Source organism: Streptomyces sp. NBC_01257, assembly GCF_035917255.1.
Classification (GTDB): Bacteria; Actinomycetota; Actinomycetes; order Streptomycetales; family Streptomycetaceae; genus Streptomyces.
The window spans coordinates 6,817,220-6,838,716 of the sequence record NZ_CP108472.1 but is presented as its reverse complement, the minus strand read 5'-3'; the positions used below and the strand labels follow the sequence as shown (position 1 = coordinate 6,838,716).

The following is a 21,497-nucleotide window of genomic DNA, read 5'->3' as shown; positions in this document are numbered from 1 at the left end:
CGGTGGCGGCGCACCCTACGCGTCGTCGTCGCCGGGCTGTTGCACGTACCGCAGGACGCCCCACATGGCTCGCTCGTGTGCGGCGTCCTGCGGTGTTTCCGGCCCCGCGTCCCCCGGCTCCCGGCAGCTTTCGAGTTCCTTGCGCAGGGCCGGGGCGTCGACGCCGGAGCCGATGAGGACGAGCCGGGTCAGCCGCGGCTCGCCGCGCGTCCAGGGCCGCGGGGCGAACCGCAGGAACCGGCCGACGGCGTGCACCCCGTACGCGTGGTCCGCGTCGCCCGCGCCGAAGTCGACGTACCCCTTGATCCGGTAGAGGCCCTCGGGCCGGGAGTCGAGGAACCCCATCAGCCGGCGGGGGTCCATCGGCACGTCGGAGGTGAAGTCGACGCTCTCGTACGCCGTGTGCAGATGGTCCCCGTGCTCCTCGCCGGTCTCCCGCGCGCGCTCCTCCAGGTACAGGTCCTCGAAGGTGAGCTGACGGGCCTTCTCCTCGCCGTCGGGCCGCAGCGCCGGGTCGAAGAGCAGCTCGGGATCGATGCGTCCGTACGTGGCGGGGATGACGGCCGCCGTGCTGCCGGTCGCCGCGACGGCCTCCCGGACCCGGGTCCGCTCCGCCTCCCCTGCCCGGTCCGTCTTGTTCAGCACCACGAGGTCGGCAACGGCGAGGTGGCGGTCGATCTCCGGATGGCGCTCCCGGGTTGCCCCGAACTCGGCGGCGTCGACGACCTCGACCAGTCCCCCGTACAGGATGTGCGGGTTGTCGCTGGCGAGGAGCATGCGCACGAGTTCCTGCGGTTCGGCCAGCCCGCTCGCCTCGATGACGATCACGTCGAGGCGGGCGGCAGGCCGGGTCAGGGTCTCCAGGTAGGTGTCCAGTTCGCTCGCGTCGACCGCGCAGCACAGGCAGCCGCCGCCCAGCGAGACGGTCGAGCCGACCTGTCCGGAGACGGTCATGGCGTCGATCTCGATGGACCCGAAATCGTTGACGATCACGCCGATCCGGTTTCCGGCGCGGTGGCGCAGGAGGTGGTTGAGCAGCGTCGTCTTGCCGGATCCCAGGAATCCCGCGAGGACGATGACCGGGATCTGCTGGCTGCGGGGCGGCGACGACGGGCTCAACGGGGGCCTTCCTGCGGGGTCAGACGGCCGGGACCGGCTGGGGCGGGGGCGGACCGATGTAGCGGGCCGCCGGGCGGATGATCTTCGAGTCCTCCGCCTGCTCCAGGATATTGGCGCTCCAGCCGACGACCCGCGCCGCGCAGAAGGTCGGGGTGAACATCTCGCGGGGCAGCCCGCACAGCTCCATGACCACTCCGGCGTAGAACTCCACGTTGGTGTGCAGCTCACGCCCCGGCTTGAGTTCGGCGAGGATCGCCTCGACCTGCCGTTCCACCTCGACGGCGAAGTCGACGAGCGGTCCGCCGAAGCTCTGGGCGATGCCGCGGAGCATGCGCGAGCGGGGGTCCTCGGTGCGGTAGACCGGGTGTCCGAAGCCCATGATCCGGTCGCCGGCGAGCACGCGCTCGCGGATCCAGCCGTCGATGCGGTCGGGGGTGCCGATGGCGTCCAGGGTGTCGAGGGCGCGGCTCGGCGCACCGCCGTGCAGCGGCCCGGAGAGCGCGCCGACGGCCGCCACCAGGCAGGCGGCGACGTCGGCGCCGGTGGAGGCGACGACGCGGCCGGTGAAGGTCGAGGCGTTGAAGCCGTGGTCGACCGTGGAGATGAGGTACTGCTCGACGGCCCTGACCCGGGCGTCGTCCGGTACGGACCCGGTGAGCATGTAGAGGTAGTTCGCCGCGTAGGGCAGGTCGTCGCGCGGCTCCACCGGTTCGAGTCCCTGGCCGAGCCGGTGCAGGGCGGTCAGCACGGTGGGAACGGCGGCGCACACGGTCAGGGCGTCGCTGCGGCGCCGCTCCGCGTCGATGTCGTACACCGGGCGGAAGCCGGCCGAGGCGCCCAGCAGGGAGAGTGCGGTGCGGAGCCCGGCGAGCGGACCCGATACGGCACCCGCACGGGCTATGGCGGGCAGGGCGTCGCGGACCGCGGCGGGCAGCGTGCGCAGCGCGGCGGTCCGGGCCGCGAAGTCCGCCCGCGCTGCCCGGGTCGGCAGCTCGCCCTCCGTCATCAGGTACCACACGTCCTCGAAGCTGCGGTTCTGCGCCAGCTCGATCGCCGAGTACTGCCGGTAGTGGTAGAAGCCTTCGCGGCCCCGGACGTCACCCAGGGCGGTTTCGGTGACGACGACACCCGCGAGTCCCCGGGGGACGTCGAGCGGTGTGCCGGCGGTGGTGGTCGTCATTGCTTCCTCCATGGACATTCCTGGGACCGAACAGTGCGGTGACTGGAGATTCCGGTGACTGTTGACATTGATTCGACTGTCCATGCTTGACTGAAGATCTGTCAATGTTGATTGAATCAATATGGATACGGTGGACACCATGACGGATCAAGCAGGTGCGGGCGGATTCGCCGAGCCCTCCGCTCAGCGGCTCACCACACGGGAGACGGCCGAGCGCCTGGGCGTGAAGCCCGAAACGGTGTACGCGTACGTGAGCCGGGGCCAGCTCAGCAGCAACCGCGCCCCGGGCGGTCGCGGAAGCACGTTCGACGCGGCGGAGGTCGACGCCCTGGCGCGCCGTACCGGGCGCAGGGAGCCGGCCGCCCCGGCCGGCGGCCTCGCCTTCCCCACCGGCATCACGCTCATCGGGAGCGACCGGTACTACTTCCGGGGCGTCGATGCCACGGAGCTGGCACGGCGGCATGCGTACGAGGAGGTCGCCGAGTGGCTCTGGACCGGGGAGCTGCGGCCCGGTGTCCGCTTCACGGCGCCTGCCGAGGCTCTCGCCGCGGCCCGGCGGGCGGTCGGTGCGCTGCCGCCGCACGCCGGGTCGACGGACCGGCTGCGGGTCGCGGTCATCGCGGCCGCCGCGACCGATCCGCTGCGCTTCGACCTGTCGCGCGAGGCGGTGCTGGGCGGGGCCCGGAGCCTGATCCCGACGCTGGTCGCCGCGCTGCCGACGGTCGCCGACGAGGCCGTCACGCAAGCCGCGGCGGTCGGGGACGAGGCATCTCGACTGGCCCCGCAACTGTGGCCGAAACTGACCGGCCGCCCTGCCGACGAGGCGTCGCTCGCCGTGCTGGACACCGCTCTGGGGCTGCTGATCGACCACGACCTGGCCGCTTCCACCCTGGCGGCGCGGGTCGCGGCATCGGCGCGCGCCCATCCGTACGCGGTGGTCTCAGCGGGCCTCGGAGTGCTGGAGGGTCCTCTGCACGGCGCCGCGAGCGGGCTGGCGCACCGCATGCTGACCGAGGTACTGGAGCGGGGCGGGGCGGCTCCCGTGGTCGCGGACCATCTGCGAACCGGGCGCCGGGTGCCGGGCCTCGGTCACCGGCTCTACACCGGCGAGGACCCCCGGGCGACGACCCTGTTCGCCCTGCTCGCGCGGATCCCGGAGGCAGCGCCGGCCCTGGCCGCGGCCCGTGACGTCGTCGCCACGACCGCCCGTCACGCCCCCCTGCACGCCAACGTCGATCTGGCGCTCGCCGTGCTCTCCGTCTCCTCGGGCATGGCCGTGGAGGCGGGCGAGACCGTGTTCGCGGTCTCCCGCACCGCGGGCTGGATCGCCCATGCCCTGGAGGAGTACGGGGAGCGCCCGCTGCGGATGCGCCCCAGCGGGCAGTACACCGGACCGCAGCCGCCTCAGCCGTTGCCCGTCGCCACAGGGGAACCTCCGCAATAGACGGTTCGCGTGACGCAAATAAGCGACGGTCAGCGGGAAACGGTGCGCGGGGGCTGGGCGGTGGATCCGCGTACCACCAGCTCGGGCTCGTAGAGCAGCTCCTCGGAGGGCACCGTACGGCCCCCGATCTGCACGGAGAGCAGCTCGACCGCCGCCCGCCCCATGGCCTCGATCGGCTGGCGCACCGTGGTCAGCGGCGGCTCGGTGCAGTTCATGAACGCCGAGTCGTCGTAGCCGACGACGGAGACGTCGGCCGGGACCGAGAGACCCCGGCGGCGCGCGGCGCGCACCGCCCCCAGGGCGAGCACGTCACTGGCGCAGATGATCCCGGTGATGCCCTCGTCCAGCAGCCGCATGGCGGCCGCCTGTCCGCCCTCCAGCGAGTACATCGCCCGGGCCACCCACTTGTCCGGCATGGTCGTGCCGGCTTCCTCGGCGAGCGCCCGGGCCGCGGCGAGCTTGCGCTGCGAGGGCACGTGGTCCGAGGGGCCGAGCACCAGCCCGATGCGTTCGTGGCCGAGCGACACTAGGTGGCGCCAGGCCTGCTCGACGGCCACCGAGTCGTCGCAGGAGATGCCCGGGAAGTCGAGGTGGTCGATGGCCGCGTTGATGAGGACGACGGGGATCTTCCGGTCGGCCAGCACCTTGTAGTGGTCGTGCGGGGCGTCGGTCTGGGCGTAGAGGCCACCGGCGAAGACGACGCCCGAGACCTGCTGCTGCAGGAGCAGCTCGACGTACTCCGCCTCCGAGACGCCGCCCTTGGTCTGGGTGCACAGGACGGGGGTGAGGCCCTGCTGCGCGAGTGCGCTCCCGACCACCTCCGCGAAGGCGGGGAAGATCGGGTTCTGCAGCTCGGGCAGGACCAGGCCGACGAGCCGGGCCCGCTCGCCGCGCAGCTGGGTCGGCCGCTCGTATCCGAGGACGTCCAGCGCGGACAGGACGGCCTGCCGCGTGGCGTCGGAGACTCCTGGCTTGCCGTTGAGCACCCGGCTGACCGTGGCCTCGCTGACTCCAACCTTCTGTGCCACCTGAGCAAGTCGTCGCGTCATGTGCGCAAGATTAGCGCAAGAAGCGCAAGCCGATTGCGTTGACCTGGAAACGAGACGATTTTCGGAAAGCGCCGGAAGGCGCTTACCGTCTTCACGATGAGCGCCCCACCGCCCACGGTCAGGAGGCCCCGTCGGCTCGGCTGGCCCCGGCGGGTCTTCTCGCAGGTCCTGCTGATGCAGCTGGCCGTAGCCACCGGCGTCACCGTACTCGCCACCGGCCTCTTTCTGGCACCCCTCAGCGCACAACTGGACGACCAGGCGATGCGCCGCGCCCTGTCGATCGCGCAGAGCACCGCCGCCCAGCCGCAGATCGCCGAGTCGCTCCTGGCGACGGAACCGGAGCCCCGGGGCCCCGTCCAGTCCGCCGCGGAGCGGATCAGGCGTGCCACGGGCGCGGAGTACGTCGTCGTGATGGACCGCCGCGGGGTGCGCTGGTCGCACCCGGACCCGGCCCGGATCGGGCGGGTGGTCTCCACCGACCCGGGTGAGGCGCTCGCGGGCCTGGAGGTCAGGGAGATCGACGACGGCACGCTCGGGCGCTCCGCCCGCGGCAAGGTGCCGCTGCGCGACGCGTCCGGGGACATCGCGGGCGCGGTCTCCGTGGGCATCGCGTACGACAGCGTCCGAGCCCGGCTCCTCGCGGCGATCCCCGGACTGCTCGCCTACGCGGGCGGGGCGCTGGCCGTGGGCGCGCTCGCCGCCCTCCTGATCTCCCGGCGGCTGCAACGGCAGACCCACGATCTGGCCTTCTCCGACATCGCGGCGCTGCTGACGGAGCGCGAGGCGATGCTGCACAGCATCCGGGAGGGCGTCGTGGCGCTCGACCGGACCGGCCGGATCCGCCTCCTGAACGACGAGGCGCAGCGGCTCCTCGGGGTCGGTCCCGAGGCGTCGGGGCGTCCGCTGGCCGAGGCACTCGGCACCGGGCGGACCGCCGACGTGCTGGCCGGCGAGGTGGCGGGCGAGGACCTGCTGACGGTACGCGGCAGCCGGGTGCTGCTGGCCAACCGCATGCCGACCGCCGACGGGGGTGCCGTCGTCACCCTCCGCGACCGCACCGAGCTCGAACACCTCGGCCGCGAACTCGACTCCACCCGTGGGCTGATCGACGCCCTGCGCGCCCAGGACCACGAGCACGCCAACCGGCTCCACACGCTTCTGGGGCTGCTGGAGCTGGAGCTGCACGAGGACGCGAGGGAGTTCGTCACCGAGGTCGTCGGCGTCCACCGGGCCACCGCGGAACAGGTCGCCGAGAGGGTCCGCGATCCGCTGCTCGCCGCGCTGCTGGTGGGCAAGGCGACGGTCGCGACGGAGCGCGGCGTCGCCCTGCGCATCGCCCCCGGCACGCTTCTCCCCGACCGGCTCGTCGACCCCCGCGGGCTGGTGACGGTCGTCGGCAACCTGGTCGACAACGCGCTGGACGCGGCCGCCGGATCGGACGGCGCCCTGGTCGAGGTCGGGCTGCGGACCGAGGGCCGTACGGTGGTGCTGCGGGTCCGCGACAGCGGTCCCGGTGTCCCGCCCGCACAGCGTGGATCGATCTTCACGGAGGGCTGGTCGACCAAGGAGCTCCCGGCGCACGGCAGGCGCGGCCTCGGGCTCGCGCTGGTACGACGGCTGGCCGAGCGCCAGGGCGGCAGCGTGGCGGTGGACACGGCGGACGAGGGCGGGGCCGAATTCACCGTCGTGCTCCCCGAGGCCATGACCGAGGCGGAATCCGACAGGGCGGGAGCGGCACGGTGATCGAGGTCCTGGTCGTGGACGACGACGTCCGGGTCGCGCGGATCAACGCGGCCTACGTCTCCAAGGTGCCCGGATTCCGGGTGGCCGCCCAGGCGCATTGCGCCGCCGACGCGCTCCTCGCGGTCGAGAACGGGCCGGTGGACCTGATCCTGCTGGACCACTACATGCCGGACCGCAGCGGGCTGGCGGTGGTGCGGGAGCTGCGCGGCCTCGGCCACCGCACGGACGTGATCATGGTGACTGCGGCGCGCGACGTCGCCACGGTCCAGGAGGCCATGCGCCAGGGGGCCCTGCAGTACCTGGTGAAGCCGTTCACGTACGCGGGGCTGCGGACCAAGCTGGAGGCGTACGCGGCGCTGCGGCACACCCTGGAGGGCGGCGGCGAGGCCGAGCAGGGGGACGTGGACCGGCTCTTCGGCGCTCTGTGGACGGCGGGCGAGCCCGATCTGCCCAAGGGGCACTCGGCCACGACGGCGGAACTCGTCCGCACGGCGCTCCGCGGCTCCGACGGCCCGCTCTCCGCCCAGGAGGTCGCGGAGAGCGCCGGGATGAGCCGCCAGACCGCCCAGCGCTATCTGAAGCTGCTGGAACGCTCCGGCCGCGTCCGGCTGACCCTGCGCTACGGCGAGACGGGCCGCCCCGAGCACCGCTACGCGTGGGTCACCGGCGGGACGTGACCGTGCTCCTCCCGCCTTACGGGCGGGGGTGCTCCGAGTCGTAGGACGACTGGCTCAGCTCGATGCCGGCGTTGTGGTCGACGGCCCACTCGGCCAGCTTCACGGCCGGCTCGATCAGGGTGCGTCCCCTCGCGGTGAGTTCGTACTCGACCCGCAGCGGGACCTCGGGGAACACCGTGCGCGACACCAGTCCGTCGCGCTCCAGGTTCCGGACGGTGCGGGTGAGCATGCGCTGCGAGATGCCGGGGATGCGCTGCTGGAGTTCGGTGAAGCGCATGCGTTCGCCGTCGAGCGTGGCCACGACGAGCAGGGTCCACTTGTCGCCGATGCGGTCCAGGATGCCGCGGACCGCCCGGCCTCCGTCGCCGCGGATGAGGCAGCTGTGGCGGTACTTCGACATGGGCGTCCTCTGTTCGCAAGGCACACCCGTGTGCCTTTTGTAAGCGTTCCGATAGTCACCGACTATGTGCCTGCTTACAAGTCGTCACCATGACGGAGGACACGAACATGGAAATCGCCTACTGGATCGTCGCCGGGCTCCTGGCGGCCTTCTACCTGTACGCGGGTGGCAAGAAGGCCGTGCAGAGCCAGGAACGGCTGGCGCCGATGATGGGCTGGGTGGACACGGTCCCGATGTGGCTGGTCCGGGTCATCGGCGCCGTCGAGATCCTCGGTGCCGCCGGTCTGGTGCTGCCGCCGCTCACGGGGATCGCGCCCGCCCTCGCGGTGGCGGCGGCGCTGGGCCTGCTCGTGCTCCAGGTGCTGGCGACCGCCCTGCACCTGTCCCGCAGCGAGGTCAGGGAGACCGGGCTCAACGCCGCGCTCATCGTGCTCGCCGCGGCGGCCGCCTGGCTCGCCACGGCCTGGTGAGGCGGGGCAGGGGGCCGGCCCCCTGCCGTCACGCGTCGCCTGTCACCCCGCACCCGTCACACCGCGCCGGCTCCGGTGAACGCACGTACCTCGGTCTCCGCGTACTTGGCCTCGTCGGGCGGCTCGGCCGAGGTGACCGTGCCGATCCAGCCGGCCAGGAAGCCCAGCGGGATGGAGACCAGGCCGGGGTTCTCCAGGGGGAAGAGCTGGAAGTCCACGCCCGGGAAGAGCGAGGTGGGGCTGCCCGAGACGACCGGGGAGAGCAGGACGAGCAGGACGGCGGGGATGAGACCGCCGTAGACCGACCAGACCGCGCCGCGCGTGGTGAACTTCCGCCAGAACAGCGAGAAGAGCAGCACCGGCAGGTTCGCGGAGGCGGCGACCGCGAACGCCAGGCCCACCAGGAACGCCACGTTGAGGTCCTGGGCGAGCAGGCCCAGCCCGATGGCGACCACCCCGATGCCCGCCGCGGCGACCCTGGCCACGGCGACCTCGCTGTGCTCCCGGGAGCCGGGTCGCCTGAGCGAGGCGTAGAGATCGTGGGCGACGGACGCGGACGAGGCGAGGGTGATGCCGGCGACGACCGCGAGGATGGTCGCGAAGGCCACGGCGGCGACCACGGCGAACAGAATCGTCCCGCCGGTCGATCCCTCGCCGCCGCCCAGGACCAGGGCGAGCAGCGGAACCGCCGTGTTCCCGGCGGGGTTCGACTCCCGTACGTCGGCCGAGCCGACCAGCGCGGCCGCTCCGAAGCCGAGGACGATCGTCATCAGGTAGAAGCTGCCGATGAGGCCGATGGACCAGACGACCGACCGGCGGGCGGCGCGGGCGGTGGGCACGGTGTAGAAGCGCGACAGGATGTGCGGAAGGCCCGCCGTGCCGAGCACCAGGGCCAGTCCCAGACTGATGAAGTCGAAGCGCGCCGTCCAGCTCCCGCCGTAGCGGAGGCCGGGTGAGAGGAACTCCTTGCCGTAACCGCTCCGGTCGGCGGCCGAGTTGAGCAACTCGTTGACGTTGCCGTGGAAGTGGACGAGGACCAGCACGGTGAGCACCACGGTGCCCACCATCAGGAGGACGGCCTTGACGATCTGGATCCAGGTGGTGGCGCGCATGCCGCCGAGCGACACGTAGACCACCATGAGGGCGCCGACCCCGATGACCGTCCAGGAGCGCGCGGCGCCGCTCGTCCCGCCGAGGAGCAGGGCGACGAGGCTGCCCGCCCCCACCATCTGCGCCACCAGGTAGAGCACGGAGACGGTGACGGACGAGGTCCCCGCCGCGATCCGGACCGGGCGCTCCGCCATCCGCGCCGCGACCACGTCGGCGAGGGTGAACCGGCCGCAGTTGCGCACGAGTTCCGCGACCAGCAGCAGCACGACGAGCCACGCGACGAGGAAGCCGACCGAGTAGAGCATGCCGTCGTAGCCGAAGAGGGCGATGAGCCCGGAGATGCCGAGGAACGAGGCGGCCGACATGTAGTCGCCGGCGATGGCGAAACCGTTCTCCATGGGGGAGAACAGCCGGCCGCCGGCGTAGAACTCCTCCGCCGAACCGTGCCGGTTGCGGCTCACCCAGGTGGTGATGCCGAGCGTCACGGCGATGAAGGCGCTGAACAGCAGCAGCGCCAGGGTCTGGTGGTTCCCGCTCAACGCACGATCCCCCGCGTCATCTCCTGCGTGTCCCAGCGCAGATCGAGCGCGGCCCGGTCCCTGCGCAGCCGCGCGTGCCGCGCGTAGGCCCCGGTGAGCAGGAACGTGGTGAGGAACTGCCCGAGTCCCGCGACCATGGCGACGTTGACCGCCCCCGCCACCGGACGGGCCATCAGACCGGGCGCGGTGACCGCCGTGACGACGTAGGCGAGATACCAGACGAGGAAGGCGAGGGAGGCGGGGACGACGAACCGCCGGTAGCGGCGGCGCACCTCCTGGAAGGCCTCGCTGCGCTGCACCTCCAGATAGATCTCGGCCGCGCTGGGGCCGCGCCGGGACTCCGCGGGGCCGGGCGCGGCGGCGGGCGCGAAGCTGCCCGTGCCGTCGAGTTCCCCCCATCCGGAGGCCAGCGCGTCGTACCACGGGTCTTCGAGTCGCGTCGCCGCGGCCTCGCGCCCTGCTTCCTTCTCCACCGAACAACTCCCCTTGTCCACGGACCACTTCGGCCGCGTACCCAAGAATGGGCAGATCGGGAAGATCCCGGGCACTTCATTCCCCGGACTTCACCTCTTCAGGTGAAGGATGTGCCGGGCGGCTGTGCGAGTCCTCGAACGTACGCGTAACGGACCGCCTGGGCCCGGTCGCCCAGTCCCGCCTTGGCGAAGAGGTTGTTGATGTGGCTCTTCACGGTGGCCTGCGAGATGTGCAGACGCCGGGCGATCTCCGTGTTGGACATCCCTTCGGCGATCAGCACCAGCACCTCGGCCTCACGTGGCGTCATCCCGTCGGGGAGCTCGGCCTCGGCGCCTCCCGCGGACGGCAGCGGCCCGGTGGTGACCTGCTCCAGCAGACGGCGCTGGATGGCGGGCGACAGACCCGCCTCGCCCGAGAGCACCGCCTCGATGGCCCGCACGATCTCGTCGCCCCCGGCGTCCTTGGTGAGGTAGCCCCGGGCCCCCGCCCGGAGCGCGGGGAAGAGCGAATCGTCGTCGGCGAACGTCGTCAGCACCACGACCTGGGTGCCGGGATGGTCCCTGCGGATACGGCGCGTCGCCTCCACGCCGTCGCAGCGGGGCATTCTCAGGTCCATCAGGACGACGTCCGGAGCGAGTTCGGCCACCAGGGCGACGGCCTCCTCCCCGTCCCTGGCCGCGCCGACCACCTCGATCCCGGGCAGCAGGCCCAGCAGCATGACGATTCCCTCGCGCACCACCGACTGATCGTCGGCGACGATCACCCGCGCGCTCACGCGGGCACCCGCAGACTCACCACGAACCCCTCCTCGCCGGGACCGGCCTCCAGCGTTCCGCCCAGCAGTTCGGCGCGCTCCCGCATCCCCAGCAGACCGTAGCCGGAGCCACTGACAGCCAGCTCGCCGCCGGCACCGGTACCACCCGAAGCGCTGACCTCCAGGGCGATCACGTCCGGCAGGTACTCCAGCCTGATCAGCACCCTGGCCCCCGGTGCGTGCTTGCGCACGTTGGTCAGCGCCTCCTGCGCCACCCGCCGCACCGCCTGCGACGCCTCGGCGGTCAGCGTCCGCTGCTCCCCCTCCACCCGGACCTCGGCCGGCTCCGCCGCCACCAGCTGCCGCAGGAACTCCTCCACCGGCGACACCTCGCCGCGCAGGGCCGACAGCGCCTGACGGGTCTCCGCGAGGCCCTCGCGGGCCATGGAGCGGGCGGCGACCACCCGCTGCAGCACCTGGTCCCGGAACTCGCCCTCGGGCTCCCTCTCGATCAGCAGCCGCGCCGCCTCCAGGTGCACCAGCTGTGCGGAGAGGCTGTGCGCGAGCACGTCATGGATCTCCCTGGCGATCCTGGAGCGCTCGTCCAGCGCCGCCGTCTCGGCCTCCGCCACCCTGGCCGCCCGCTCCTGGGCGAGCAGCCGCTGTGCGCTTCCACGGGCCTCGGCGTCCAGCCGCAGCACGTACCCCCCGAGACAGAGCCCGGCCGTGGTCAGGGCCGTGTTCAGCCAGCCGTCGGTGTTCACGGCGGCGTATGCCCCGAGCGCCGCCGCCGTGGCCGGAACGCCCGCCGAGAGCGGGAGCCGCTCCAGCGCGGTGACGGCGCAGCCGCACCAGATCACCGCGGCGGGCACGCCGGCTCCTGCCTGCTGCGCTCCGAAGGCCGCGAGCATCAGCAGGGCGAGCAGCCCGAGCGAGGGCCACAGCCGGTTCTCCAGGCTGGTCCGGAAGAAGGCCACGGCGGCCGCCGCGCATCCCGCCACCCCGGCCAGACCGACCACGGTCTCCCACGGGCCGAACAGCCCGCCGCTGAAGGTCCCCCAGAGCATCACGGTGAGCAGCCCGGCCCGCACGGACCAGCCGATCACGGCGCGTGCGCGGGTGCGCCTCTCCCGTGCGAGGGCCTCCCTCGACGGCCAGCTGGTCCAGGCAGCGGGTGTCACACGCGGTCCTTTCCGGCCGGCCGGAACGGCACACGGCCGGCGGAACGGCGGCCGGCCGGTCCACCGTCGCCCGGGCCACGGTACGACCGCGGTATCTCCCCGGCCCGCCGGGCCAGCACACCGCTGCGGACCAGCAGGGTGACCGCGAGAGCCATCATCAGGGCGGGGCCGCCCTGATGTATGCCCAGCGCCGCGGCGAGCCCGTACAGAGCCGCTCGCAGGATCAGGCCTCCGGTCCAGACGTACACGGTCGCCTTGGTGCCCTTGCTCCAGAGCGTCCCGTCCTCCGCGCGCCAGAGCCGGGCGGTCCACCCCCAGCCGGCCCCGGTGACCAGGCCCACGGCCAGCTCCGCACCCAGGACGATGACGGACAGCGCCTCGTGACGCGGATCCACCAGTCCGGGCTCACGCAGGGCCATCACGAGCAGGACACCCGGCAGGACCCACCAGCGCCGGGCTCCCGAGATCTGCTGCGCCGAGCACTGACGGACCACGACGAAGCCGATGACCGCGACGATCACGAGCAGGTTGACGAGACCGGACATGGGCGCCTCCGGGTTGCGGGAAGTTCTGTCACTTCGACGCTACGGAAAGGGCCAGGTCAGGGGATCGGCTCAGGGGTGGATCACGGGTGGAGCCGTTGTCTCCACCCGTGGGTGGAGACAACGGCTCGGTGGGACAGCGGGGTCCGGATCCCGGCCCCTGCGCCTCGGACTCAGACGTCGATGCGCGAGCGGTCCAGCGTGGCCGCGGAGCTGGTGATGAACTCCTTGCGGGGGGCCACCTCGTTGCCCATCAGCAGGTCGAAGACCTTCTCGGACGACTCCAGGTCGCCGATGTTGATCCGCCGCAGCGTGCGGTGACGCGGATCCATCGTCGTCTCCGCGAGCTGGTCGGCGTCCATCTCGCCCAGACCCTTGTAGCGCTGGATCGAGTCCTTGTACCGGACGTTCTTCCGCTGGAGCTCCAGCAGCCGCTGGCGCAGCTCGTTGTCCGAGTACGTGTAGATGTACTTGTCCTGGCCCTTCTTCGGCTGGACCAGCTCGATCCGGTGCAGCGGGGGCACCGCGGCGAAGACCCGTCCCGCCTCGACCATGGGCCGCATGTAGCGCTGGAACAGCGTCAGCAGCAGGATGCGGATGTGGGCGCCGTCCACATCGGCGTCGACCAGGAGCACGATCTTGCCGTAGCGGGCGGCGTCGATGTCGAAGGTCCGCCCGGACCCGGCTCCTATGACCTGGATGATCGCACCGCACTCGGCGTTCTTCAGCATGTCGGAGACGGATGCCTTCTGAACGTTGAGGATCTTGCCCCGGATCGGCAGCAGTGCCTGGAACTCGCTGTTCCGGGCCAGCTTGGCGGTGCCGAGCGCGGAGTCGCCCTCCACGATGAACAGCTCGCTGCGCTCGACGTCGTCGCTGCGGCAGTCGGCGAGCTTCGCGGGCAGGGAGGAGGACTCCAGAGCCGTCTTGCGGCGCTGCGCGTCCTTGTGCTGGCGGGCGGCGATCCGGGTCCTGGCGGCTGCCACCGCCTTCTCCAGGACCGCCCTGGCCTGCGCCTTGGCGTCCCGCTTGGTCGAGGTCAGGAACGCCTTGAGCTCCTTGGCCACGACGTTGGCGACGATCCGGTTGGCCGCCGAGGTGCCGAGCACCTCCTTGGTCTGCCCCTCGAACTGCGGCTCCGCCAGCCGTACGGTCACCACCGCGGTGAGACCCTCCAGCGCATCGTCCTTGACGATGTCGTCCTCGGCGACGCGCAGGATCTTCGCGGAGCGGAGGACCTCGTTGACCGTCTTGGTCACGGAGCGTTCGAATCCGGACACATGTGTACCACCCTTGGGGGTGGCGATGATGTTGACGAAGGACTTGAGATTGGTGTCGTAGCCGGTGCCCCAGCGCATCGCGATGTCGACGACCAGCTCCCGGGTGACCTCGGTCGCCGTCATGTGGCCGCGGTCGTCGAGTACGGGCACGGTCTCCTTGAACGTACCCTGCCCCGTCAGGCGCAGGACGTCGCAGACGGCCTTGTCCTGGGCGAGGTACTCGCAGAACTCGCTGATGCCGCCGTCGAAGCGGAACGTCTCCTCCGTCTTGCCCTCGCCGTCCAGGCCGCGCTCGTCGCGGACGACGATGGTGAGGCCGGGGACGAGGAAGGCGGTCTGGCGGGCCCGCTGGTAGAGCGTCTCCAGATTGAGCTTGGCGTCTTTGAGGAAGATCTGCCGGTCGGCCCAGTAGCGCACCCTCGTCCCGGTGCGCGCCTTCGGGACCCGCTTGCCCTTGAGCAGCCCGTTGGCCGGGTCGAAGGGGCTGTCCGGGCCCTGCTCGGTGAACATGCCCGGAACACCGCGCCGGAAGCTGATCATGTGGGTCGCGCTGTTGCGGTCGACCTCGACGTCCAGCCGGGCGGACAGGGCGTTCACCACGGAGGCGCCGACGCCGTGCAGGCCGCCGGACGCGGCGTAGGAGCCGCCGCCGAACTTGCCTCCGGCGTGCAGCTTGGTCATCACGACCTCGATGCCGGACAGGCCGGTCTTGGGCTCCACGTCGACGGGGATGCCGCGGCCGTTGTCACGGACCTCGACGGAGTTGTCGTCGTGGAGGATGACCTCGATGTGATCGCAGTACCCGCCGAGGGCCTCGTCGACGGAGTTGTCGATGATCTCCCAGAGGCAGTGCATGAGGCCGCGGCTGTCGGTGGACCCGATGTACATGCCGGGGCGCTTGCGAACCGCTTCGAGCCCCTCGAGTACGAGCAGGTGCCGCGCGGTGTAGTTGGAACCGTCTCGGTCTGCTCCGGTCAGCAGCGCAGTGGACGGCACGGACGTATCGGCGGTCACGCGGTTCGCTCCTCGCTGAATTTCATTTGGGGCCCAGTGGGTAACGGGCTCGGCTTCGGTCGCCGCTGAGAGGGTACCGAGGCCTGGTAGAGCGGGTGTAACGCCACCCTCGGAGAACGCTCACACTAGTCCAGCCTCGCATACACGTTCGATCCCTCCTTGGAGTGACGCGCACATCACGTTCCCTTCCAGGCATGAACCATTTAGGCTCCGGGCACGTCCTCATGAACAACCGGCAAGCCAGCCGGCGGGACCGACCGAGAGCAACGCGAAACCGTAGCGCCACGCAATACGGCACATTCGCCGCGAACCGGCAACAGACAGCCATCCTGAGAAGAAGTTTCGAAGAAATGCCACGAGCGGGAACGTTTTCGGCCTGGTTGGATGTTGACCCTGGTACGACAGCTCGTCGAGCTAGAGAAGAGGCGACGTGACTACTGTTCTGACCCCCGCGAGCCCGCTGACCGCAGCAGACCGCTGTGACCGTTGCGGCGCCCAGGCATACCTGCGCGTCGTCCTGATCAGCGGCGGTGAACTGCTCTTCTGCGCCCACCACGGTCGCAAGTTCGAGCCGGAACTCAAGAAGATCGCCGCGGAAATACAGGATGAGACGGACCGGCTGACAGCCGTGCAGGCCCAAGCCGCCGAAGAGGAACAACACTGACACCTCGCATCCACGACGAGCCAGGGGCCGGTCCCGACCGGCCGACGGGCGGCTCCCCACAAGGGGAGCCGCCCGTTCTCGTACCCGCGGAAGCGTCCGGTCAGTCAGCGTCCTTCATCCACTCGATGGCCGCGGAGATCCGCGTGTAGACGCCAGGGCTGCCCGCGCGGCCGCACCCACTCCCCCAGGACACGAGGCCGACGAGCCTCCCCTGGGCCACCAGGGGCCCTCCACTGTCTCCCTGGCAGGCGTCGTACCCTCCCTCGGGTTCGCCCGCGCAGAGCATCGCTGAGGCCTCGTACGTGCCGTTCCCGCCCCCCGGGTAGGCCTGCTCGCACGAGCTGTCCGGCAGCACGGTCACCTTCGCGGACCTGAGTGACGTCGCGTAGTCACCGTTGCCGGTCGTGTCACCCCAGCCGTAGACGACCGCCGCGGTCCCGGAGTCGTACGCGGAGTCGCCGGCCGGCGCCATGGGGATCACGCTCTGTTCGGGCAGCGCCTCGGCGAGAGTGAGCACGGCGACGTCACCGCTGTTCGTGGTGGCGTCGAAGCCGGGATTGACCCAGGTGCCGCTCACCGCGATCTCCTTGCCGTCGGTGCCGTTCAGCTCGTCGCGGCCGGAGATGATCCGCAGATCGCGGACCTGGCCGACATCGACACCCAGCGCCTCCCGGGTCAGACAGTGCGCGGCCGTGATCGCCTTCTTCGGCTCCACCACCACGGCGCCGCAGAACTGGCCGGCCCGGGTACCTCCGAACCGGTCACGGCTGGAGAGGGCCACCACCCAGGGACTGTCCTTGACGTGCGCGGGCTGGCCTCCGATGACGATGCTGTCCGCGACTGCCGCGGCAGGGGACCCGAGCGGTATCACTGCCGCTGCGGCAGTGAGGGCGAGCGCCCCGGTCATGGCGCGGACGACGGTACGGGACATGTGTGCTCCTGACTCTGTGATGGACCTTGCCTACCCAGAGTCATTCCGCTGTCACCAACCCGCACCCGCACGAAATCGGCGGCGCCCGCCCGCACCGGAAACGGCCGAGGGCCCGGATCCCCTGGGGGATCCGGGCCCTCGGCCGATGTGCCGGTCGGGACGACGGCCTAGTCGAGGTAGTCGCGCAGCACCTGCGAACGCGACGGGTGGCGCAGCTTCGACATGGTCTTCGACTCGATCTGACGGATGCGCTCACGCGTCACGCCGTAGACCTTGCCGATCTCGTCCAGCGTCTTCGGCTGTCCGTCGGTGAGGCCGAAGCGCATGGAGACCACGCCCGCCTCACGCTCGGACAGCGTGTCGAGCACCGAGTGCAGCTGCTCCTGCAGAAGCGTGAAGCTGACCGCGTCCGCCGGGACGACCGCCTCGGAGTCCTCGATCAGGTCACCGAACTCGCTGTCGCCGTCCTCACCCAGGGGGGTGTGGAGGGAGATCGGCTCGCGGCCGTACTTCTGGACCTCGATGACCTTCTCGGGGGTCATGTCGAGTTCCTTGGCCAGCTCCTCCGGGGTGGGCTCACGGCCCAGGTCCTGGAGCATCTGACGCTGCACACGCGCGAGCTTGTTGATGACCTCGACCATGTGCACCGGGATACGGATGGTGCGGGCCTGGTCGGCCATGGCGCGGGTGATCGCCTGACGGATCCACCAGGTGGCGTACGTGGAGAACTTGTAGCCCTTGGTGTAGTCGAACTTCTCGACCGCGCGGATCAGACCGAGGTTGCCCTCCTGGATCAGGTCCAGGAAGAGCATGCCGCGGCCGGTGTAGCGCTTGGCCAGCGAGACCACGAGACGGAGGTTGGCCTCCAGCAGGTGGTTCTTGGCGCGGCGGCCGTCCTCGGCGATGATCTCCAGCTCACGCTTGAGCTTGGGAGCGAGCTTGTCGGCGTTCGCCAGCTTGTCCTCGGCGAACAGGCCCGCCTCGATGCGCTTGGCGAGCTCGACCTCCTGCTCGGCGTTGAGGAGCGGGACCTTGCCGATCTGCTTCAGGTAGTCCTTGACCGGGTCGGCCGTGGCGCCGGCGACGGCGACCTGCTGCGCAGGTGCGTCGTCCTCGTCGTCGTCGGAGAGGACGAAGCCCTTGTTCTCGCCCTCGCCCTCCTCTTCCTCACCCTTGCCGGACTTGACTTCCTCGGCCGCGTCGTCGCCGTCGAGGACCTCGTCGTCCTGCTTGCCGGCCTTCTTCGACGCGGTCTTCTTCGCCGCCGTCTTCTTCACGGCGGTCTTCTTGGCAGCCGTCTTCTTGGCTGCGGCCTTCTTGGCGGGCGCGGCCGCGGCGGCGTCATCGGCCACGGCGTCCACGGTCTCGGCCGATGGGGCGGCGGTGGCCGCGACGGTCCGCGTCACGGTCGTCTTGGCCGCGACGGTCTTGGTGGCGGTGCGCTTGACCGGGCTCTTCGCTGCGACGCTCTTGCGGGCGCGCTTCGACGGCTCCGCGGCACTGACCATCAGCGTCACACCCTCTTCCTCGAGGATCTGGTTGAGGCTGCGCAGAACGTTCTTCCACTGGGTTGGCGGAATCTGGTCAGCCTCGAAGGCCCGACGCACGTCGTCGCCGGCGATCTGCCCATCAGCCTTTCCCCGCTCGATGAGCGCCATGACAGATTCGGACTCGGCGATCTCCGGCGGGAGCGTACGGGATGTGCTGGCCGACACGAACAACCTCTCGGAACGATGGAAACGGCTTCCGGCCCGGCCCTGAGAGGGCTGGAACCGACGACCGTCGGGCTGGGAATGTACCGACGGCGCGGGCTAGGCCTCAGAACTGCACAGCGCACTGAATGGCTGCTGTATTCCTTCCGCGGCGGTCACCTCTTAAGTCATCGCGCTGTTTCGAGGAGTGTTACGCCCAATCCGCGTGGCCCGAGTCACACCTCATTTGCGACGAACCAGATCAGTGGTGACATCTCTCCACAATTGTGCCGCCGGACCACGAGGGTCCGGCGACACATGGCTCGTACACCCTGACCGCGCCGCGCTCAGTGCTCGCGCGGCGCCGGTACGACTCCGGGCTGGGCCACGAGCAGCTGACGCATGGCGGCCTCGGCGCCCGCGGAGTCGCCGGACGCCAGGGCCTCGACGATGCGCGCGTGGTGACCGAGGGATGCCTCGTTGGGACGGTCACAACCGGTCACCGGGGCGCCCGAGACCTGGAGCGCGGCGGAGACGATGCCGGAGAGGTGCTCCAGCATGCGGTTGCCCGCGGCCTGGATGAGCAGGGAGTGGAACTCCGCGTCGGCCCGGGCGCAGGTGATCACGTCGCCCTGTCCGAGCGCGTGCCCCATGATCTCGACCATGTCGCCGAGCCGCTGCTGAAGGTCCTCACGCCCGTGGCCCGCGGCCAGCCGGGCGGCCAGCGGCTCGATCGTCCAGCGCAGCTCACCGAGCTCGCGGCGCTGGTCGTCGCGCTGCGGGCCGAAGGCGCGCCATTCGATGATGTCGGGATCGAGCAGGTTCCAGTCACTGACCGGCCTGACCCGGGTACCCACATTGGGCCGGGCGCTGACCAGGCCCTTGGCCTCCAGGACACGCAACGACTCCCGGACGACGGTGCGGGAGACCTCGAATCGCTGACCGATCTCCTCCGGCACGAGGGGCCGGTCGGCACCGAGGTCACCGGAAACGATCATCTGACCGAGCTGCTGAACAAGTTGACCGTGCAGGCCGCGGCCCCGGCTGGCTGATCCCCGTCGGCCCACCCGGCCGAGCTCGGTATCGGAACCGCCCCAGGACCGGGCGGCGGCACGCTCGCCGGCCGGCGCCTCCGCATAGGTGTATCGGTCGAGTTCGCCCGGGCCGGCGAGGCCGGAGTCGGCGGAGCGGGCGGCGGTCATCGTGGTGTGCGCAAGGGTACTCACGCATCCTTTGTCGGCGCGGCTCAGCCACCCCTTGAGGTCTTTGGTGAAAAGCACACGAAAGGGTGATCGGCACCCGCCTCACAATTGACGACTTACTGGTACAAAGCGGGCATTTTCAATGGAGTTGTGGATCTCTGCGTACTCAAGTTCCCTTCCGCGATCACCAACGCACTCTGCCGCGAAGGGTCATGAACAGATACGCGCAGACAAGGACCGACAACGACAGCGTCAGCGCCGCGCCCACCGGGTGCGCCACGACCCGCACCGCGGCAGCCACCCACCGGTCCGCCTCGTGCGGCCACTGCAGCCAGGCCAGTTCCCTCAGCCGGCCCGGAAGTCCGCTCATCGAACGGGCGGTCGGCGCCTTCGGCATCGACTCGATGAGCGGGACCATCAGGACGGGAACGGCGAGTACGGCGGCGACACCCGCCGCCGTCACACGGAAGATCCCGGCGGCCAGCAGGCCGGCCCAGGCGCAGCCGACGGTCAGCCCCGACCAACTCACGGCCAGCGAAACCGCGTTCGAAGGGACCTTGACCAAGTCCCCGCCGTACACGAGGCGGAGGGACTCCGCCGACGCCAGCACGACCAGGAGCGCCAGCACCAGCGCGACGCCCGCCGAAACCGCCAGCTTGGCGAGGAGCAGCCCGAGCCGTCGGGGGACGGTGCCGCGCCCTGCGGCGAGCGCGGGGTAGCGGAACTCGTCACCGAAGGAGAGGGCACCGAGCAGTCCGGCGCCAAGCGCGGCGGGCGGCAGCGGCAGCAGCGAGGGCCAGGCGGCCAGTACGTTCGGCAACGGGGTGCCGCCGTTGCGGCCGAGCAGGACGGACAGCGCCGCCGAGGCGACGAGAGCCACGGCGATGATCAGCGTCGTGGTCCTGACACCGAAGAGGCGGCGCAGTTCGTAACGCACCGGGCGCAGCGGGCCACGGGCCGGACGCCGCCGGATCCGCGGCGGCAGCTGCCTCTCGCCCTCGCCGGCCCCCGCCACCGGGAGCGGTTCGGAGAGGGGTGAGGGAGGCGGCGCGGCGGAGGATTCGAGGCGGGGGGCGGGGGCGGCGGCGTCGGGGCCAGGGCCGGGGCCCGCCTCGGGGGACGTGTCACCGATCTCGTCGGCGAGCTGATGCACGGGCAGCCCATGGCGGTATGCCGTGTCCCCGATCTCCGCGCAGCTGCTGCCGTAGACGGAGAGCCGGCTGCTGCTCGCCTCGGTGACCACTTCGACGGAGCGCCGGTCGGCCCGCGCCTCACGGCTGACGATCGCGGCGAGGCGGGCGGCGTGCGGGGAGCGGACCGCGACGCGGGGCCGCAGGCGGGTGCGGGAGAAGTCGGCGACGCTCTGATCGGCGACCAGACGGCCGGCGTCGATGGTCACCACATGACCGGCCGACCGGGCCGCCCTCTTGGCGTCGTGCGTGGTGTACAGGACGGTGCCGCCCCGATCGGCATGGGACCCGAGCATGCCGTGCAGCCAGTCGGCCTCCCGCGAGGTGAGTCCCTCCGCGGGTTCGTCCAGGATCAGCGTGTGCGGATCGCCGAGCAGTGCGCAGGCGAGTGCCAGCCTGCGGTCCATGCCCAGGGAGAGCGTGCCGATGCGCTGGTCCCCCAGCCCGGAGAGACCGACGGCGTCGAGCAGTTCGTCGGCCCGGGACGCGGGCACTCCGGTCGCGGCGCAGAGCATGCGGAGCTGGCCGCGGGCGGTGCGGGCGGGGTGCCCCGGTACGTCCCCGAGCAGCACCCCCACCTCCCGGGCCGGATGCGCCACCCGGTGCAGGGGTCTGCCGCGGAAGTAGGTGACACCTCGCCCCGGTTCGAGTTCGAGCATGAGGCGCAGGGCCGCGGTCTTGCCGGAACCCGGTGGGCCCAGCAGGGCGGTGACGCAGCCGGATCCGGCTTCGAACGTGAGGTCGTCCACGGCGGGCGGAAGTCCGCGGTGGCGGGCGCTGGTGAGTCCGATGGCCTGGAGCATCGCTTCTCTCGCAGAAGGTGAGACCGCTCGGCGGCAGAAG

The 21,497-nt window shown here is 71.1% G+C and carries 19 protein-coding genes; 5 read left to right on the top strand and 14 right to left on the bottom strand.

The window, feature by feature from the left end:
• Positions 1 to 15: 15 nt before the first annotated feature.
• Together OG408_RS29855 and OG408_RS29850 are read right to left on the bottom strand one after the other, a co-directional pair.
• Positions 16 to 1,119 carry a CobW family GTP-binding protein gene (locus tag OG408_RS29855; RefSeq protein ID WP_266783767.1) on the bottom strand — a complete coding sequence of 368 codons (1,104 nt, stop codon included), beginning with the start codon at positions 1,117 to 1,119 and terminating at the stop codon, positions 16 to 18.
• 19 nt (positions 1,120 to 1,138) lie between these two features.
• Entirely contained in the window at positions 1,139 to 2,299 is a 1,161-nt protein-coding gene (locus tag OG408_RS29850) for a citrate synthase/methylcitrate synthase (RefSeq protein WP_266783766.1), read from the bottom strand.
• Between the two features lie 139 nt (positions 2,300 to 2,438).
• Here OG408_RS29850 and OG408_RS29845 point away from each other — a divergent pair, with 139 nt between their 5' ends.
• The gene (locus tag OG408_RS29845) at positions 2,439 to 3,743 is read left to right on the top strand and encodes a citrate synthase (RefSeq protein WP_326672927.1); all 1,305 of its coding nucleotides are present in this window, start codon (positions 2,439 to 2,441) and stop codon (positions 3,741 to 3,743) included.
• Between the two features lie 29 nt (positions 3,744 to 3,772).
• Here the strand turns inward: OG408_RS29845 and OG408_RS29840 are convergent, their stop codons facing one another.
• Positions 3,773 to 4,792: a LacI family DNA-binding transcriptional regulator gene (locus tag OG408_RS29840; protein WP_266783764.1), complete on the bottom strand. Its 1,020-nt coding sequence runs from the start codon at positions 4,790 to 4,792 to the stop codon at positions 3,773 to 3,775.
• 96 nt (positions 4,793 to 4,888) lie between these two features.
• On the opposite strand from OG408_RS29840, the gene OG408_RS29835 reads away from it, so the two are divergent.
• Both OG408_RS29835 and OG408_RS29830 read left to right on the top strand, forming a co-directional pair.
• The gene (locus tag OG408_RS29835) at positions 4,889 to 6,535 is read left to right on the top strand and encodes a sensor histidine kinase (protein WP_326672925.1); all 1,647 of its coding nucleotides are present in this window, start codon (positions 4,889 to 4,891) and stop codon (positions 6,533 to 6,535) included.
• The gene (locus OG408_RS29830) at positions 6,532 to 7,212 is read left to right on the top strand and encodes a response regulator (protein WP_266783761.1); all 681 of its coding nucleotides are present in this window, start codon (positions 6,532 to 6,534) and stop codon (positions 7,210 to 7,212) included. Before OG408_RS29835 ends, OG408_RS29830 begins: the two co-directional genes overlap by 4 nt.
• 16 nt (positions 7,213 to 7,228) lie before the next feature.
• Here the strand turns inward: OG408_RS29830 and OG408_RS29825 are convergent, their stop codons facing one another.
• Positions 7,229 to 7,612 (bottom strand): winged helix-turn-helix transcriptional regulator, encoded by a 384-nt coding sequence (locus OG408_RS29825; protein ID WP_326672923.1) that lies wholly within the window; start codon positions 7,610 to 7,612, stop codon positions 7,229 to 7,231.
• Positions 7,613 to 7,719: 107 nt separating this feature from the next.
• On the opposite strand from OG408_RS29825, the gene OG408_RS29820 reads away from it, so the two are divergent.
• Positions 7,720 to 8,082: a DoxX family protein gene (locus OG408_RS29820; RefSeq protein WP_285568938.1), complete on the top strand. Its 363-nt coding sequence runs from the start codon at positions 7,720 to 7,722 to the stop codon at positions 8,080 to 8,082.
• Between the two features lie 56 nt (positions 8,083 to 8,138).
• Here the strand turns inward: OG408_RS29820 and OG408_RS29815 are convergent, their stop codons facing one another.
• From OG408_RS29815 to OG408_RS29790, 6 genes are all read right to left on the bottom strand, one after another.
• Positions 8,139 to 9,731, bottom strand: coding sequence for a solute symporter family protein (locus OG408_RS29815; RefSeq protein WP_266783757.1), 1,593 nt, complete (start codon positions 9,729 to 9,731; stop codon positions 8,139 to 8,141).
• Positions 9,728 to 10,204 carry a DUF485 domain-containing protein gene (locus OG408_RS29810; RefSeq protein ID WP_266783755.1) on the bottom strand — a complete coding sequence of 159 codons (477 nt, stop codon included), beginning with the start codon at positions 10,202 to 10,204 and terminating at the stop codon, positions 9,728 to 9,730. Before OG408_RS29810 ends, OG408_RS29815 begins: the two co-directional genes overlap by 4 nt.
• 98 nt (positions 10,205 to 10,302) lie before the next feature.
• On the bottom strand, positions 10,303 to 10,980 hold the full coding sequence (locus OG408_RS29805; RefSeq protein ID WP_326672920.1) for a response regulator transcription factor: 678 nt from the start codon (positions 10,978 to 10,980) through the stop codon (positions 10,303 to 10,305).
• Positions 10,977 to 12,140 (bottom strand): sensor histidine kinase, encoded by a 1,164-nt coding sequence (locus OG408_RS29800; protein WP_326672919.1) that lies wholly within the window; start codon positions 12,138 to 12,140, stop codon positions 10,977 to 10,979. Before OG408_RS29800 ends, OG408_RS29805 begins: the two co-directional genes overlap by 4 nt.
• Positions 12,137 to 12,685, bottom strand: coding sequence for a DUF1453 domain-containing protein (locus tag OG408_RS29795; RefSeq protein WP_326672917.1), 549 nt, complete (start codon positions 12,683 to 12,685; stop codon positions 12,137 to 12,139). The genes OG408_RS29800 and OG408_RS29795 overlap by 4 nt, the downstream gene beginning before the upstream one ends.
• Before the next feature lie 170 nt (positions 12,686 to 12,855).
• Positions 12,856 to 14,976, bottom strand: coding sequence for a DNA gyrase/topoisomerase IV subunit B (locus OG408_RS29790; protein WP_285568920.1), 2,121 nt, complete (start codon positions 14,974 to 14,976; stop codon positions 12,856 to 12,858).
• A 430-nt stretch (positions 14,977 to 15,406) separates the two neighbouring features.
• Here OG408_RS29790 and OG408_RS29785 point away from each other — a divergent pair, with 430 nt between their 5' ends.
• Positions 15,407 to 15,640 (top strand): DUF7455 domain-containing protein, encoded by a 234-nt coding sequence (locus tag OG408_RS29785; protein ID WP_024489001.1) that lies wholly within the window; start codon positions 15,407 to 15,409, stop codon positions 15,638 to 15,640.
• 100 nt (positions 15,641 to 15,740) lie between these two features.
• Here the strand turns inward: OG408_RS29785 and OG408_RS29780 are convergent, their stop codons facing one another.
• The 4 genes from OG408_RS29780 to OG408_RS29765 form a co-directional block, all read right to left on the bottom strand.
• Positions 15,741 to 16,571: a S1 family peptidase gene (locus OG408_RS29780; RefSeq protein ID WP_266783745.1), complete on the bottom strand. Its 831-nt coding sequence runs from the start codon at positions 16,569 to 16,571 to the stop codon at positions 15,741 to 15,743.
• 167 nt (positions 16,572 to 16,738) lie between these two features.
• Positions 16,739 to 18,286 (bottom strand): RNA polymerase sigma factor, encoded by a 1,548-nt coding sequence (locus OG408_RS29775; protein WP_266783743.1) that lies wholly within the window; start codon positions 18,284 to 18,286, stop codon positions 16,739 to 16,741.
• 323 nt (positions 18,287 to 18,609) lie between these two features.
• Positions 18,610 to 19,464, bottom strand: a complete 855-nt coding sequence (locus OG408_RS29770; RefSeq protein WP_285572876.1) for a FadR/GntR family transcriptional regulator — start codon at positions 19,462 to 19,464, stop codon at positions 18,610 to 18,612.
• Positions 19,465 to 19,648: 184 nt separating this feature from the next.
• Entirely contained in the window at positions 19,649 to 21,457 is a 1,809-nt protein-coding gene (locus OG408_RS29765; protein WP_326672914.1) for an ABC transporter ATP-binding protein, read from the bottom strand.
• Positions 21,458 to 21,497 lie beyond the last annotated feature (40 nt).

Coding starts and splice junctions, on each gene's coding strand:
- OG408_RS29825 (WP_326672923.1), bottom strand. CDS start 7,612: ATGTCGAAGTACCGCCACAGCTGCCTCATCCGCGGCGACGGAGGCCGG.
- OG408_RS29820 (WP_285568938.1), top strand. CDS start 7,720: ATGGAAATCGCCTACTGGATCGTCGCCGGGCTCCTGGCGGCCTTCTAC.
- OG408_RS29835 (WP_326672925.1), top strand. CDS start 4,889: ATGAGCGCCCCACCGCCCACGGTCAGGAGGCCCCGTCGGCTCGGCTGG.
- OG408_RS29795 (WP_326672917.1), bottom strand. CDS start 12,685: ATGTCCGGTCTCGTCAACCTGCTCGTGATCGTCGCGGTCATCGGCTTC.
- OG408_RS29770 (WP_285572876.1), bottom strand. CDS start 19,464: ATGACCGCCGCCCGCTCCGCCGACTCCGGCCTCGCCGGCCCGGGCGAA.
- OG408_RS29840 (WP_266783764.1), bottom strand. CDS start 4,792: ATGACGCGACGACTTGCTCAGGTGGCACAGAAGGTTGGAGTCAGCGAG.
- OG408_RS29780 (WP_266783745.1), bottom strand. CDS start 16,571: ATGTCCCGTACCGTCGTCCGCGCCATGACCGGGGCGCTCGCCCTCACT.
- OG408_RS29850 (WP_266783766.1), bottom strand. CDS start 2,299: ATGACGACCACCACCGCCGGCACACCGCTCGACGTCCCCCGGGGACTC.
- OG408_RS29845 (WP_326672927.1), top strand. CDS start 2,439: ATGACGGATCAAGCAGGTGCGGGCGGATTCGCCGAGCCCTCCGCTCAG.
- OG408_RS29765 (WP_326672914.1), bottom strand. CDS start 21,457: ATGCTCCAGGCCATCGGACTCACCAGCGCCCGCCACCGCGGACTTCCG.